13 protein-coding genes and 1 tRNA gene are annotated in these 13,771 nt (G+C 67.5%); 7 read left to right on the forward strand and 7 right to left on the reverse strand.

The window, feature by feature from the left end:
• Positions 1-92 precede the first annotated feature (92 nt).
• The 3 genes from L593_RS11715 to L593_RS11725 all read right to left on the reverse strand — a co-directional run bounded on the left by L593_RS11715 (position 93) and on the right by L593_RS11725 (position 2,041).
• The gene (locus tag L593_RS11715; RefSeq protein ID WP_020447182.1) at positions 93-305 is read right to left on the reverse strand and encodes a dodecin family protein; all 213 of its coding nucleotides are present in this window, start codon (positions 303-305) and stop codon (positions 93-95) included.
• Positions 306-491: 186 nt separating this feature from the next.
• Positions 492-1,610 carry a Xaa-Pro peptidase family protein gene (locus tag L593_RS11720; protein WP_020447183.1) on the reverse strand — a complete coding sequence of 373 codons (1,119 nt, stop codon included), beginning with the start codon at positions 1,608-1,610 and terminating at the stop codon, positions 492-494.
• A 74-nt stretch (positions 1,611-1,684) separates the two neighbouring features.
• The gene (locus tag L593_RS11725) at positions 1,685-2,041 is read right to left on the reverse strand and encodes a TRAM domain-containing protein (RefSeq protein WP_020447184.1); all 357 of its coding nucleotides are present in this window, start codon (positions 2,039-2,041) and stop codon (positions 1,685-1,687) included.
• 148 nt (positions 2,042-2,189) lie between these two features.
• Between L593_RS11725 and L593_RS11730 the strand changes: the two genes are divergently transcribed.
• Positions 2,190-2,516: a hypothetical protein gene (locus L593_RS11730; protein ID WP_020447185.1), complete on the forward strand. Its 327-nt coding sequence runs from the start codon at positions 2,190-2,192 to the stop codon at positions 2,514-2,516.
• Between the two features lie 91 nt (positions 2,517-2,607).
• Here the strand turns inward: L593_RS11730 and nreA are convergent, their stop codons facing one another.
• The gene (nreA, locus tag L593_RS11735; protein ID WP_020447186.1) at positions 2,608-3,873 is read right to left on the reverse strand and encodes a DNA repair protein NreA; all 1,266 of its coding nucleotides are present in this window, start codon (positions 3,871-3,873) and stop codon (positions 2,608-2,610) included.
• Between the two features lie 180 nt (positions 3,874-4,053).
• Between nreA and L593_RS11740 the strand changes: the two genes are divergently transcribed.
• Positions 4,054-5,373: an HAD family hydrolase gene (locus L593_RS11740; RefSeq protein WP_020447187.1), complete on the forward strand. Its 1,320-nt coding sequence runs from the start codon at positions 4,054-4,056 to the stop codon at positions 5,371-5,373.
• A 126-nt stretch (positions 5,374-5,499) separates the two neighbouring features.
• On the opposite strand, the gene L593_RS11745 is transcribed toward L593_RS11740, so the two are convergent.
• Positions 5,500-6,471: an ROK family protein gene (locus L593_RS11745; protein WP_020447188.1), complete on the reverse strand. Its 972-nt coding sequence runs from the start codon at positions 6,469-6,471 to the stop codon at positions 5,500-5,502.
• Between the two features lie 667 nt (positions 6,472-7,138).
• Between L593_RS11745 and infB the strand changes: the two genes are divergently transcribed.
• The 5 genes from infB to L593_RS16090 all read left to right on the forward strand — a co-directional run bounded on the left by infB (position 7,139) and on the right by L593_RS16090 (position 11,728).
• Positions 7,139-8,944: a translation initiation factor IF-2 gene (gene infB / locus L593_RS11750; protein ID WP_020447189.1), complete on the forward strand. Its 1,806-nt coding sequence runs from the start codon at positions 7,139-7,141 to the stop codon at positions 8,942-8,944.
• 77 nt (positions 8,945-9,021) lie between these two features.
• Positions 9,022-9,330: a cupin domain-containing protein gene (locus tag L593_RS11755; protein ID WP_020447190.1), complete on the forward strand. Its 309-nt coding sequence runs from the start codon at positions 9,022-9,024 to the stop codon at positions 9,328-9,330.
• An 89-nt stretch (positions 9,331-9,419) separates the two neighbouring features.
• Positions 9,420-9,605, forward strand: a complete 186-nt coding sequence (locus L593_RS11760; protein WP_020447191.1) for a hypothetical protein — start codon at positions 9,420-9,422, stop codon at positions 9,603-9,605.
• Between the two features lie 239 nt (positions 9,606-9,844).
• Positions 9,845-9,920, forward strand: a tRNA-Cys gene (locus L593_RS11765).
• A 206-nt stretch (positions 9,921-10,126) separates the two neighbouring features.
• Positions 10,127-11,728 (forward strand): hypothetical protein, encoded by a 1,602-nt coding sequence (locus tag L593_RS16090; protein WP_020447192.1) that lies wholly within the window; start codon positions 10,127-10,129, stop codon positions 11,726-11,728.
• Between the two features lie 42 nt (positions 11,729-11,770).
• Here L593_RS16090 and L593_RS11775 read toward each other — a convergent pair whose 3' ends face one another.
• Entirely contained in the window at positions 11,771-12,622 is an 852-nt protein-coding gene (locus tag L593_RS11775) for an ABC transporter permease subunit (RefSeq protein ID WP_020447193.1), read from the reverse strand.
• A complete protein-coding gene (locus tag L593_RS11780; RefSeq protein ID WP_020447194.1) occupies positions 12,619-13,701 on the reverse strand; it encodes an ABC transporter ATP-binding protein in 1,083 nt (360 codons plus the stop codon). The genes L593_RS11775 and L593_RS11780 overlap by 4 nt, the downstream gene beginning before the upstream one ends.
• Positions 13,702-13,771 lie beyond the last annotated feature (70 nt).

Below are 13,771 nucleotides of genomic sequence, written 5' to 3' on the forward strand. Positions count from 1 at the left end.
TGACGATTGCTGTAGATTCGGATACGGTTGGTTACCGGGGGAGCAACCACGGCCCGGATCGCGGCCCAGGCCGCGCCGGCCAGTAGGGCCGGTCAGGGTTCCTGATGGTGGACGGGGAACGCGACCTCGAGCGTCGTCTTGAACTCCGTAATCTCGCCGTCCTCGACGGTCGCCGTGCGGTCTTCTACCTCCACCCCGTGGACGTCCTCGATGGTCTCGCTGGCCGTCGCGACTGCTTCCCGCGCGGCGTCGTCCCACGATTCCTCGGAGGTGCCGAGCAGTTTGATGATCTTGACTGTGGTCATGCAGGTCGGCTTCGTGGGGGCGCCGTTTAGCTAGGTGGCCCGTAGCCCAGAGGTGGGCGTTCCTACTGACCGAACCCGTCGAAGACGTGTTCTCGAACCGATCTCTGGGATCGTTTCAGCCCAGGAGCCAACCCGCCTCGCAGTTCTCGACGACGCGTGCGTGCCGCCAGATCGAACGCCGATCGATCACAGCGGTACGTGACGCTCCAGCTCGACGGTCGGGACGCCCGGCAGTTCCACGGACTCGACCGTCGTCGTCGGCCAGTCGCCGGTGATCGTCAATGGCTCGACGTCGTTCGCGGTCACCAGCTGGGTGTCCTCGCTCTTGGCGCCCTGGACCGTCGGATTCCAGGAGTAGGCCATCGGCGCGTGGACGGGGTCGGTGGCCTCGGGCGTAGCGATCCACTCTCTGCCGGCGAACCCGGCGGCGCCGCCCTGGTGGTGGAGCTCCCACTCGCCCTCGTAGCCGACGGCGGCGTAGGCCTCCTGGATCGCGCCGAACACGTCGCCGGCGGTGCCGGAGCCATCGGCGTTCCGGGGATACTCGCCCGTCGCAGCAGCCTGCGTCGCCGCGAGCGCAGTGGCCTCGACGCGTGCCGCTTTCCGGGTCCGCTCGGCGAGCCACGATGGCGGATCGAACGCGACCGTTCGCGTCGTCGAGGCGTAGAGCCCCTCGCGCTGGGCGGTGACGGAGACCAGCGCGTACTCGCCGAGTTCGTCCTCCCGTGCGGTGTAGTGGCGGTAGGCCTGCGCACGGCGAGCACCGCCCACGAGTGCGACCGGTGCCTCGATGCCCCGCCGGCGGAGTTCGGCGGTGAGGTCGGTCGCGCCGTCGGCCTCGACCGTCGTCGGTTCGAGCCTGCGACACACGGCCTCCACGGCCTCGGCGGTGTCTGCACAGAGCGCCCGGTAGCGCTCGACGTCGTCGTCGGTCAGTGGCTGGCGGAGTTCGCTGGCCTGGAGGGCCTCGAAGCCCGGGACGTCGAAGTCCGCGGCCGCCGGCGACGGCGAGCGGTCCGCGAGCGCCGCCCCGAGATCCGATTCGTACCAGGTAAAGCGCTCGACCTCGAACGCGTCGGGCACCTCCTCGTCTGCGATGCGCTGGGCCTCGATCGAGTCGGTGAGGACGCGGAACTCGCCGTCGTACCCCGCGGCGGCGACGCCGACGTCGCCGTCGCGATCGACGACGTTCGAGCCGCCAGTGAGCCATGCGAAGCCGTTCGGGCGTGCGAACCAGACCGCCTCGAGGTCCGCTGCGTCGAGATAGGCGTCGAGGCGATCCGCTCGGGCGTCGAGGTCGGGCATACCTGCGCGTTGCCCCGCGGGGACTTGAACCGCACGGGGCGCTCGCGAGGGAGAACGAGCGGTAACTCGGTCGGTCAGGCGGTGCCGACCACGGTCGCGTCCGCGGAGGTCCGACCGCGGTTGAACGAGTCGACGCGAGCGCAGACGACGGTTCCCTCGCTCGCGCTGCCGGGGACGTCACCGGCGAAGAGGACGAACCCCTCGACCTTGCCGACCGCGACCTGCTTGCCGGAGTGGTGGTCGGTGAACTCCGTGATCGCGAACTCGTAGGTCTCGCCGATCTCGACGGGCGGTTCGCGCTCCTGGGCCTGTTCGTGGGCACGTTTGGAGGCCGCCGCGCCCGACGATCGATGCCGCTTGAGCACGAGCAGGAAGAATCCGAGGAGTACGAGCAGGCCGGCCCCGCCCGCCGCGACGTAGAGCTGGTTCATAGAAGGCCCTGCTCACCAGGGGACTGTATACGTTGGCGGTTCGGATCGGATGGGGTGCTCGTGTACGTCTCCTGGGAGCCGGTGGGTACGTACCGGCACGACGCCGGATACCAGAAGCTTCATCGGTTCAGTATTTGATATTTGGTCTATGGATGCCCTCCAGACGAACTGGACGAAACCGACCCTCTCCGAATCGAGTGTCGTACTGGTCGGCCTGCTGTTTGCCGTGGTCGGTCTGACGTTCCAGGACTCGGTCGGCGTCAGTTCACTCCTGCTGGCGCTCGGCATCGGACTCGTCGTCGCTGGCACTGTCTACCTCACCGTCGAAGGATCTGCGGCCGTCCGTCTATCGCTGACATTTCTGGCTCTCGTTGCGCTGCCGTTGCTATTCTTCGGCGGCCTCGTGCGATTACTCGGCGTGCTCGGGATTGGGGCCGTCCTCGTCGGTGCCCTCTACAGTCGACGCTCGCACTAACCGATCGACGACCTCCTGATATCGGCCGCTCGGATGGATCGTTCGATAGCGTGAACGAGACGAGCTTCGAGGACACCGGACCGACGCTACGCTACTCGAACGCAGAGAGCTGGGACTGCACGCCCGCCACCAGTTCCGATTTCCGCCGTAGCTGATTCCAACCGACGGGCAGCTCGGAGGACACCCCTTTCACCGCATCGTGGAACGTCTCCGCCGTCGCGGGCCGGTCCATCACGCCGTCGCCGAAGGCGTTCCGGACGGCCTCCCGGACCTGCCAGACCCCGACGGGCGCCCAGTACTCGTCGGTGACCTCCCGGAGGACGAGCGCTTTCGCCTGCCGATCGCGCTCGACGAGTTCCTCGAGGACGCCCATCCGCGCGGCGTAGTACGCGCCTGCGGTCTCGTCGACGTAGCCGGTGCGCCCCTCGTAGCCCTCGCTGGCGGATGCGAGGAAGTACTCGGACTCGTCGGGGTTCCAGACGCTCCCCGGGCCCTTCATCTCGACGAGTTCGTACTCCCACTGGCCGGGCGCGAGGACGACCCAGTAGCGGTTGCCGACGTACTCGTTGTACCAGACCTCCACCTCGTCGATCGACTGGCTGTTCCGGATCTGGCCGCGCATGAACTGCCCGACCGTGTCGTCGACGGCGGTGATCGACCAGCGGGTCGGGACGAGTCGCCGGTTCTCCGAGCGACCGAGCGCGCCGGCCGAGAGGATGGTGTTGATCTCGTAGACGTCGAACCCGCGCTGCCAGAGGTAGTTCATCGCGCCCTGTGCCTGCCAGTCGTCGTCCTCGAGGGTCTTCTTGACCGGGCGGGGGACGTACGGGTTCTCCGTGAGATCGACGCGGTCGGCCTTCGCGTTCGGCCCGGTGGGCGTCGCGACGTCGTCGGTCGTCAGGTCGATCTCCGGGCGGTCGTCGAGACCGATCTCGACGCCGACCGGGCGATCGGCGATCGCGACCTCGCGTTGTGCGCCGACGAACCCGTCCCAGACGTCGTCGACCTGGACCTTGGTGCGGCGCTGGGAGTTGAGGAGGCCCGTCCGCTTCTGGAGGACGTCGCTGACGCCGAGGCCACTGTCGTACCACTGCCCGCTCGTCGCGTACGCTTCCGCGTCGTCCTCGTCGCCGACCGGCGAGAGCACGCCCGTCGAGATGTTCGGGTAGCCGGCGCGGCCGACGAAGATCTCCGGGGACGTGGAGCCGACGAGCGTGTCGTCGGAGAGCACGTCGTTGAATCGCGTCTCAACGTCTTCGAGGTGGTCCGTTATCGCGTAGGACTTCTCCTGGGCGAGGCGACGCTTCTCGGCGTCGAGGTCTCGATCGAAATCGTCCAGGAACTCGTCGAGCCGCATCTACAACCGAGGTGGTCGTGCAGTCGCTTGAATCCCCCGCTCGGAGCCGTCGTCGCCGGATCGCTTCGAAACGGGAAACGCGGCTGTGGGGGAGACGGCCGAGTGCACACCCGTGGTACTCACATCCGGAGCAACGTTGCCGGTGGCAACCCTTTTGCCCCGGACCCCCACCGTCAAACCATGGAGCAGTACGACCGCCTGTATCGACTCTACTCGGAGTTCGACACGGAGCGGCTCCGAGATCACCAGGCGTTCGTCGACCTCTTTCCGCCGCTGGACTCGCGGGTGGCTCTCCAGCACTGGCAAGAGGTCAGCGACGCGCTCGCCGAGCAGCGGGCCGAGATCGTCGAGGCGTTCACGACCGACGCCCCGCGCTCGCTCGCGACCCGACCGGACGTCGCCGCGATCACGGAGGAGGCCGGGCAGGTCTACGCCGACATCGCCGCGAAGGCCTCGCGGGATCAGGCGTTCACCGCGCTCGACCTGCTGCGAACGTACGAGCGTCCGGTCAACGTCCTCGTGCTCGACGTCGACGAGACGCTCAGATCCGCAGGCAGCACGGACAACGAGATTCCACGCGAGGTGCTCCACCTCCTGACCGAGTTCCACGAGGCCGGCGTCCCGATCGTCATCTGCACGGGCCAGACCCTCGAGAACGTCAAGGGATTCCTAATCCAGGGGCTGGGCAGCGAACTCGTCCACTCCGGCACCTGCTCGATCGTCTACGAGTCCGGCAACGGCGTGTTCACGCCCGGCCACGGCGCTGATTCGAAACAGCTCCTCTACGAGGACCTCGACGACACCGTCATCGCCATCTTCGAGGGCGTCCGCTCCCGGGTGTTCTCCGACGCCGCTCCCGAAACGCGGCGGGGCTGTCACCTCCAGGGCAACGAGTTCAACGTCACGATCAAGCCCAACGCGGCCACGGGCAGCGAGCGAGCCAGGGCGCTCATCGACGACGCGCTCGTCCACCAACTCGACGTGCTCGGCGCAGTCGCCGCCGACCAACTCGACGGCGACCTCGATCTCGATCCCGTCGTTGCCGGCGAGTGGGCCCGGGCGACCTACGCCGCCGCGGACCCCGAGATCCGGGGCGTCCTCGAATCTCGCGACGCGGTCCCGGATCGCGACCTCGGCAACGCGCCACCCGCGCTCGCTTCCCTCTTCGAACGCATCGACGTCGCCTACTACGAGGCAGACGCCGCCGAACTCACGAGTCGCGAGCTGACGAAACCCGACGGCGTCGACGCGGCCTACGACGTGCTCGGGATCGACGATCCGTTCGCGCTCGTCATGGGCGACTCGAAGACCGACCTCCGCGTGATGCAGTGGGCAGCGACGGAGGACGCAGGGATCGCCGCCGCGCCCGAGCACGCCTCGCCGGACGTCCTCGAACACGTCCGCTCGACGGACGAACTCGTCTTCGACCGCGGCCACGCGGCGGACACGCTCCGCGTCGCGTACGCGCTGAACCGGCTCGCTGAACTCGAAGCGGAGTGAGGAGAAAGCGTGTGGGGGAGCGGGGGAGGAGAAAGCGGGTGAGAATGCAGCGGGCGGGGAGAATGCGGGCGAGGATGGAGCGGGTGAAGCGGTTGGCGAGGTGGCTCGCGAGTCGGCGCTGCGGCCTCAGGTCCGGAGCCGTCGGCGATCCCCGGTGCCACCCGTCATCGCGCTCGCGACGGCGCCCTTGACGACGACGTCGTCGCCGAGCGTCGTCAGCGTGACGTCGGGGATGTTCGTGAACACCATGTCGTCGAGGCGCTCGCGGATCGGTTCGAGCGTGAGTTCGGGGTTGTTGATCGCGACGGCGCCGCCGACGTAGATGACGATCGGCGCGTACGCGTGGACGACGTTCGTCACGCCCATCGCGTTCCAGTGGGCGACCTGGTCGACGACGTGATCGGCGAACTCGTCGGAGCCGGCGTGTTCGAACACGTCGGCGGCGGAGAAGTCGGGGTCGTCGAGGGGAACGTCGGTCTCGATCGGATCGTCCTCGTGGAGGAACTTCGCGTACTTCGGGATGTTGTTGCCGGAGCAGTAGGCCTCCCAGTGGCCGTCGGAGCCACAGCCACAGGTGAGGTGGCCCATCGGGTCGAGCATCATGTGTCCCACCTCGCCGGCGTTCCCGTCCCAGCCGTCGAGGACGTTGCCGTCGACGCAGACGCCCGCGCCGATCCCCGAACTGATCGTCAGGTAGACCATGTCGTCGGGGTTCCGGTCGCTGAAGAAGCGCTCGCCGATGACGCCGGCGTTGGTGTCGTTGTGCAGGTGGACCTCGTCGCTGTCGATGAGGTTGCCGATCGGCCCCGTCAGCGGGATGGTGCCGATGTTGTCCGGGAGGTTCGCTGGGTCCTCGATCGTCCCCTCCGCGAGGTCGAGCGGCCCGATCGAGCCGATGCCGGCGGCGGCGATCGACTCGGGTGCCACGCCGGCCCGACCTGCCGCGGTCCGGAGCGCGTCGAGGATCTCCTCGGTCACCGCGATCCCGGTCGGCCCCCGTGGCGTCGGACGGACGTCCTCGCCGACGATCTCGCCCTCGTCGTCCGCGACGGCGACGTGCGTGTTCGTGGCGCCCAGATCGACGCCGGCGAAGTACATACTCATCACAGCGGCGCCCCACCACTTAAACAGCATTCTTCGCTCCCGAGTGAACGTTCGCCAGGTGGTGTTGGAGTTCGATACGGTGGCGAAATTCTTGGTGGCTGCTGTGGGTTTCCGTCCACTATCGCCTTCGAAAGCCCCCGAGCGCTCGACATACCGGGGCTCGCTGTGCTCCTCGCTCAGTCACTTCGCTCCTTCACTGCGGTGCTTGCTTCGCCCGGGAACGACCGACCGCCCGGCCCCTTTCGATGTCCCACCCACCGCATCCTCGGCCCTCCCCAGCCTCCTGCGTTGCTCGCTTCGCTCCGCTCGCTGCGCTACTCGTCCCTCGCACGCTACGCGGCTGTTGAAACAGCCGCGAAACGCGCGCCACCGCACCCGCCGGGATTTTGGCTAACTCGACTATCTCCCTGGGTGGGGCTCCGGAAGGGGCCGACCGCTCGTCGCAGGTAACGAAGTAAGGACCGCAGCCGAACGAGCGAAGCGAGTGAGGCGAGGACCACAGCGAGTTAGCTGCGTCGAGCGGGAGGGGGCTTCCGTAGGAGTTTGCGGTCGCGTTCAAGCCAACGACCCAAGCAACTCCCTTCCATAGCGAATCAGCACTTGAAAAGAGTTAATGCCGCTGCAGGGCTCGATTCCACCAAGCACTTTCTGAGGGTTCACGATGGCAGATACACCCACACCGGAGGGCGGCGACGAGCAGCTTCGCACCCCGATCGTCGCCGTGCTCGGGCACGTCGATCACGGCAAGACGAGCCTCCTCGACGAGATCCGGGGCTCGGCGGTCGCGGCCGGGGAGTCCGGCGCGATCACGCAGCACATCGGCGCGACGGCGGTCCCGCTGGACACGATCTCCGGGATCGCGGGCGCGCTGGTCGATCCGGACGACTTCGACCTGCCCGGGCTCCTCTTCATCGACACGCCGGGGCACCACTCCTTCTCGACGCTGCGCTCTCGCGGGGGCGCGCTCGCGGACATCGCCGTCCTGGTCGTCGACGTCAACGACGGCTTCCAGCCCCAGACCGAGGAGGCGGTCGACATCCTCCGCCGGACGGAGACGCCGTTCGTCGTCGCGGCGAACAAGGTCGACACGGTGCCCGGCTGGCGCCCCGAGGAGGGCGCACCGATTCAGCAGCGATACGAGGCCCAATCCGACCGCGTTCGTTCGATGCTCGACGAGGGCCTCTACGAGATCATCGGCCAGCTCTCGGACGCGGGCTTCTCCGCTGACATGTACTGGCGCGTGCAGGACTTCCAGGCGAACGTCGGCGTCGTTCCGGTCTCCGCTGAAACCGGCGAGGGCATCCCGGACCTGCTGGCGGTGATGATGGGGCTCTCCCAGCGCTACATGCGCGAGGCAATGGAGATCGACACGGAGGGTCCTGGCGTGGGCACCGTCCTCGAAGTGAAGGAGGAGAAGGGCTTCGGGACGACGATCGACGTCGTGCTCTACGACGGCCAGCTCCGGCCCGGGGACCGGATCGTCGTCGGCGGCGAGGACGAGCCGATCGTCACGGACGTCCGTGCGCTTCTGCAACCGAAACCGCTCGCCGAGATTCGCACCGAGAGCCGCTTCGAGCAGGTCGACTCCGTCTCCGCCGCGGCCGGGATCAAGGTCGCTGCGCCGGAACTCGAGAAGGCGATGGCGGGTGCGCCACTGCGGGCCGTCCGGGATCGTCCGGTCGAGGAGGTCATCGCCGAGGTTCAGGAGGAACTCGCGGAAGTCGCCGTCGCGACCGGCGAGGAGGGCGTCGTCGTCAAGGCCGACACGCTCGGCAGCCTCGAGGCGATCGCCAACGCCACGGAGGAGGCCGAGATCCCGATCGTCCGGGCGGAAGTCGGCGACGTCGCGCCGCGGGACGTCGCCGTCGCCGAGACCGCCGACGATCCCATGCACCGCGCGATCCTGGCGTTCAACGTCGACGTGCTCGACGACGCCGCGCGCGAGGCCGAGGACGCCGAGGTCCGAATCTTCGACGACGACGTCATCTATCAGCTCATCGAGGAGTACGAGGAGTTCGTCACCGCGCGCGAGGAGGCCCAGCAGGAGCAGATCCTCGACAACATCACCCGCCCCGCGCGCTTCCAGATCCTCCCCGATCACACCTTCCGGCAGTCCGATCCCGCCGTCGTCGGCGTCGAGGTCGTCGCGGGCACGCTCAAGAACAACTCCACCGTCGCCCGGTTCACCGGGAGCGAACCCGAGCGCATCGGCGAACTCTCCGGCATCCAGGAGCAGGGCGAAGACGTCTCGGAAGCCCGCCGCGGTGACCGGGTCTCCGTCGCGATCGACGGCCCGACGGTCGGCCGCCAGATCGACGAGGGCGACGAACTCTGGACGCTGATCCCCGAGAAGCACGCGAAGATCCTCGAGCAGGAACTCACCGACGACCTCCCTGGCGACGAGATCGAGGCGCTGAACATGTACCTCGAGAAGCACCGGAAGCGCGACCCGTTCTGGGGGAAGTAACGCGTTTTTCCCTCCCATCCGCCCCGTGCTAATCGCCCAGCCAAAGAGCCAGGGCGCTGGCTGCACTCCGTTCTCCCATGGAGCGAATCGACACGACGGCGCAGACCGGCTTCTTCGACGTCGTCGCCGGCACGGATCGCTCGCAGGCGGCGACGATGACGCTCGAACCGGGCCAATCGACGGGCGGTCCCTCGAACCGCCACGCCGAGAGCGACCAGTGGCTGTTTGTGGTCGAGGGAAGCGGCGAGGCGACGATCGACGGCGATACGCACGACCTGCAGGCGGGCACGCTCGTCCTCATCGAACCGGGCGAACCCCACGAGATCACTGCGACGGGCGACCAGCCCCTCGTCACGATCAACGTTTACGCGCCGCCGGAGTACTGAGGTCGCTGGCAGATTCGGAGGCTACAGCGGGTCGCGCGGGCCAGGACGCTGTAATAATATTTAATTAGCTCGCGACAGACAGTGGTCACGTGCAGCGTTCGGTCTCCCGCTACGACCTCCTGCTCGCGGTGATCGCCCTCCCCATCGCCCTCGCTGGCGTCCTCGGCGCAGTCTCGACGCTGGCGATGTCCACGGCGCTCGCGGTCGGCAGCGTGCCGGCGACCGGCGGCATCGGCTACGCGATTTTCGTGGAGCAGCCGACGCAGGGTAGCTGACTGGCCTCGGTTCCAGCTTGCGGATTTCATCGCAATGCATAAGCCGACCACTGACCGATTTTGAACTGCGCCACGGTGGCAGAGTCCGGCCGAACGCAGCGGCCTGCAGTTCTGTCGGACTCGCTGTCGCTCGCCCGACAGCGTCGCACCCTCGCTTCGCTCGCGTGCGACAGCCGCCCATCCCCTCGCGTGGTTTTCATCGCAACGCATAAGCCGGCCAGTCTCGGATTTGTACCTGCGCCACGGTGGCAGAGTCCGGCCGAACGCAGCGGCCTGCAGAGCCGCCCATCCCCGGTTCAAATCCGGGCCGTGGCTTGCTGCGACGAACGAACGTGAGGAGCGCAAGCCACCGCCGGATATGAACCCCGGAAGTCGCAGCGGCCGAGCGGAGCGAGGCCGACCGTCTTCCTCCGGTTCAAATCCGGGCCGTGGCTTTCCGTTCGATACCTCGGTGCGCGTCCTGAACGATGCCGCTTCATCGATATTTATCAGCGATACCTGAATAGATCCGAACGAAACGCGTGACACAGCACGATCAAGGCGACGAGCGACGCCGGAACGACGACGAATCGAACGCGGGTTCGGGTTTGTCCCGACGCGGTCTTCTCGGTGTTACTGGCTCCGCGATCCTCGGCACCTCGCTCGCCGATCCAGCATTCGCGAGGTCGACGCAGAGCGACGACGAAACCGACTCGATCTCCTACGGGACCGTCACCTGGGTCGAGGTCGACGAGGACGACCCCGAGGGCCTCCGGGGACACTACGAGTCCGTCTCGTTCCAGGGCGAGGCCGGCGACGTGGTCGAGATTCGGGTCTACCCACCGAGCACCGCAGCAGACTACGGTGTGACCCTGGTGCTCGAGGCGGAGTCGGTCGTCGGGAGCGAGCAGTTCACCGACGGCCAGGCCGAAGGCCGCCGGATTGGGCCGTACGAACTCCCCGAAACGAAAGCGTACCAGATCCTCGTGACGACGAGCGAACCAGCCGACACCGGGGCCTTCCAGCTGGAACTCGAGAAGGTCGGCAGCGGCGGTTCGACGCCGGCGGAGACGGCCCCACCCGACGCACCCTTCGCCGCGCGGCTCGTCGATTCCCGGGCGAACGCACTGGCTGGCGGCACGGTCCGCGTCTACCGCGACGAGGACGACGAGCAACTCGCCTCCAGTGAGGTGGGTGACGGTGGCTGGGTCACGCTCGACGCGGGCACGCTCGAATCGATCGGCGCAGCCGACAGGGTGCACGTCCTCGCACGCTCCGGCGACTGGTTCGACGGCTTCACGTTCGAGGGCGGATCGCTGGCTGAGAACCACGGCGAGGACCTGCCGCTCCGCCGAGAGCTACTCTACGGCCCGGAAATCGCCGACTCCGGCTCCGGGCCGCTGGGCGTCGTCTCCGTCTGGCGGCAGATCGGATTTCCCGATCCCGCCCTCCAGACGATCTGCGTCGAGGTGACGAACGCCGCCACCGCCGCGGAGCCCAGCAACGTCGGCACCCGAGCGTTCGACCTGACAGACGGGCTGATCAGCCTCTCCTACCCGGAAGACGACGTACTGGTCAGCTACGGCGCGTATACCGACGTCGAACACCCCCGCGAGATGGACGTCGCGTCGGTCGGCACGCCTCACGAGGGGTCGATGAGCCGTGACCGGGAGGAACGCCCACGCTTGCCCGTCGAGGTCTACCACCCCGCGAGGACTGGGGTTCCGATGGGTGGCACCTCGATCGTGTCCTACGAGCCGCTCGAAACCTCCGCGGCGGAAGAGCGGATCAACGAAGGTACCGGTCGGATCGTGAGCAGCCTCCCGTTCGTCGGAATGGCGCTGGGTATCGGCGACCTCCTCCACTGGGGCTTCGGCGACCCGGTCGAGCGTTCTGCCTCGCTGGGCGTCGAGGATCCGATGCCTGTGGATCCGAACCGCTGGGACACGGCGACGCTTCCCTGGACGAGCGACAGCGGCGTCTTCGAGGAGGCGAGCGTGCTGGGCGTTTTCCCCGTCCGCCTCGACACGGACGAGTCAACGACGATCGACGTGCGTGCCGAGTGGACGATGGAGTCGGTGCTCTTTGGCTTCGGGACCGGCAGCGGATCGTTCGCCAGGCAGTTCGAGATCGGGCCGTACTGATCGGTCGGCGTCGAAACTCGCCGACGAACCATCCGCTTCGGCTCAGATGTCCCGTCGCAGGAAGAAGATGTACGCCAACCCCAGCGGTACGATCGTCCACACGAGTTGCACCGCAACGAGGTACTCGATCGTGATGAACGCCGGGGGATCGACGTTGTACCCGAACGTCTCGGTGATGCCGAAGGCCAGTAGGACGGCCTGCTGGTGCATGTCCATCGGGCTCAACACGAGCGACCGCCAGAGCCAGTCCGGGAACGTGACCTCCGGGCCGAAGAAGTCCTCGATCGAACCGCCAGTCGAGAGGTGGATCCCGAGGACGATCGTCCCGTAGATCGTCGACCAGAAGAAGAGGAGGATACCCGAGGCGATCGAGGTCGAGCGGCGCTTGCAGTACGCGGAGAAGGAGATCGAGAGGGAGAGGTAGAGCAGGCCGAGCAGGATCGCGAGCAGGATGAACACGAGGTACGCCCCAGCGTTGGCCGTGCCCGCGACCGCGGCGATGACGACCCCGCCGGCACCGAAACCCGCGATCGTCGAGACGACGAGCACCGCGCTGAGGCCGAGGTACTTCCCGATCAGTACCTCGCCCTGAGAGACGGGATAGGAGAGCACGAGTCCCATCGCGCCGCTTTCGACCTCGCCGGAGATCGTCGCGTAGCCGAGCATGATGGCGATCAGTGGGATGAGCAGCGAGGAGAGGCTGATGAGCGTGACGACGGTGCCCTCCAGGCCGCCGAACACCTCGTTGCCGGCCGTCTGGCCGCCCGTGAGGTAGGAGGCAGCGATCGTGAGCACGACGAAGATGACGGTGACCGCGAGGATCCACCGGTTCCGGATCTGGTCCTCGAACTCCTTCCGTGCGACGGCGCGGATCGCGGCCACGTTGACGCTCACTCTCGATCCGCCTCCCGCCGTCCGTAGTCGTCGTGCTGCGTCGTCGTTGGACTCGGCTGCCCCTGATCCGCCGAGCCCGTGCCGATTCCACCGCGATTCGGCCCGCCAGTCCAGCCGTCATCGTCGCCCTCGGCAATCAGTTGTACGAAGGCCTCTTCGAGCGACGGTTCGAGCGTCCGGAAGTCTGCGACGGTGTAGCCCGCCTGTACCAGGCGAGCGACGACCGTTGCTCGGGTCCCCGGTGTGCTGGTGACGAGGAGCGTGTCGCCGTCCGCGCGGGCGGTTTCCACGCCGTCGAGCTTGTAGAGCACCTGCGGCATCTCGCCGTCGAGCCCCGGCACCGTTAGCTCGAGCTGGGGCGTGATCTCGAGGTGGTTGCCGACGGCGGCGACCGTGTCGACGACGAGGAGGCGACCGTCGTCGATGATCGCGACTCGGTCACAGAGGCGCTGGATCTCCGAGAGGATGTGCGAGGAGAGGAAGATCGTGGCACCCGCGTCCCGGAGCGCGAAGATCTTCTCACGGACGTTCCGGACCCACCGTGGGTCGAGTCCGGAGGCCGGCTCGTCGAGGACGTACGTCGACGGCGACCCGATCGTCGCCTGTGCGATCCCGAGGAGCTGGCGCATCCCCTTCGAGTACGTATCGACGGGGCGGTGCTTCGCGTGTTCGAGGCCGACCTCCGCGAGCGCGGCGTGCACGTCCGGGTCCGTCACGCCCCGGAGTTGCGCGAAGAACTCGAGCGTATCGACCGCGTTCAGGTTGTCGTAGAATCCCAGCGCTTCGGGGAGGTAGCCGACGTCGCGTTTGGCCGCTTTGCCGTCCGTCGCGACGTCGTGGTCGTTGAGTCGGACGGTACCGGTGTCCGGGTGGAGCAACCCCAGCATCGCCTTGATCGTCGTCGACTTGCCGGAGCCGTTCGGGCCGAGAAAGCCGAAGATCTCGCCGTCGCGCACCGAGAAGGAGACGTCGGCGACCGCCGTGACGTCGCCGTAGGTCTTCGTCAACCCGTCCACGACGATGGGGTCGGTGGTCGCGTCCGTTTCCGGGCCGCTGGCCCGGTCCGCCCGCTGGTCCATGGACGCTCTGCCCCGCCGACGCGGAAAGTAATAGCTCGATTACCCCGGACCGCTCGCGGTGCGAACCCGT

It is taken from the genome of Salinarchaeum sp. Harcht-Bsk1 (genome assembly GCF_000403645.1).
Classification (GTDB): Archaea; Halobacteriota; Halobacteria; order Halobacteriales; family Salinarchaeaceae; genus Salinarchaeum.

Excerpts from the sequence above, each read along its gene's own strand:
- L593_RS11715 (WP_020447182.1), bottom strand. The coding sequence starts at position 305 with ATGACCACAGTCAAGATCATCAAACTGCTCGGCACCTCCGAGGAATCG.
- L593_RS11720 (WP_020447183.1), bottom strand. The coding sequence starts at position 1,610 with ATGCCCGACCTCGACGCCCGAGCGGATCGCCTCGACGCCTATCTCGAC.
- L593_RS11725 (WP_020447184.1), bottom strand. The coding sequence starts at position 2,041 with ATGAACCAGCTCTACGTCGCGGCGGGCGGGGCCGGCCTGCTCGTACTC.
- L593_RS11730 (WP_020447185.1), top strand. The coding sequence starts at position 2,190 with ATGGATGCCCTCCAGACGAACTGGACGAAACCGACCCTCTCCGAATCG.
- nreA (WP_020447186.1), bottom strand. The coding sequence starts at position 3,873 with ATGCGGCTCGACGAGTTCCTGGACGATTTCGATCGAGACCTCGACGCC.
- L593_RS11740 (WP_020447187.1), top strand. The coding sequence starts at position 4,054 with ATGGAGCAGTACGACCGCCTGTATCGACTCTACTCGGAGTTCGACACG.
- L593_RS11745 (WP_020447188.1), bottom strand. The coding sequence starts at position 6,471 with ATGTACTTCGCCGGCGTCGATCTGGGCGCCACGAACACGCACGTCGCC.
- infB (WP_020447189.1), top strand. The coding sequence starts at position 7,139 with ATGGCAGATACACCCACACCGGAGGGCGGCGACGAGCAGCTTCGCACC.
- L593_RS11755 (WP_020447190.1), top strand. The coding sequence starts at position 9,022 with ATGGAGCGAATCGACACGACGGCGCAGACCGGCTTCTTCGACGTCGTC.
- L593_RS11780 (WP_020447194.1), bottom strand. The coding sequence starts at position 13,701 with ATGGACCAGCGGGCGGACCGGGCCAGCGGCCCGGAAACGGACGCGACC.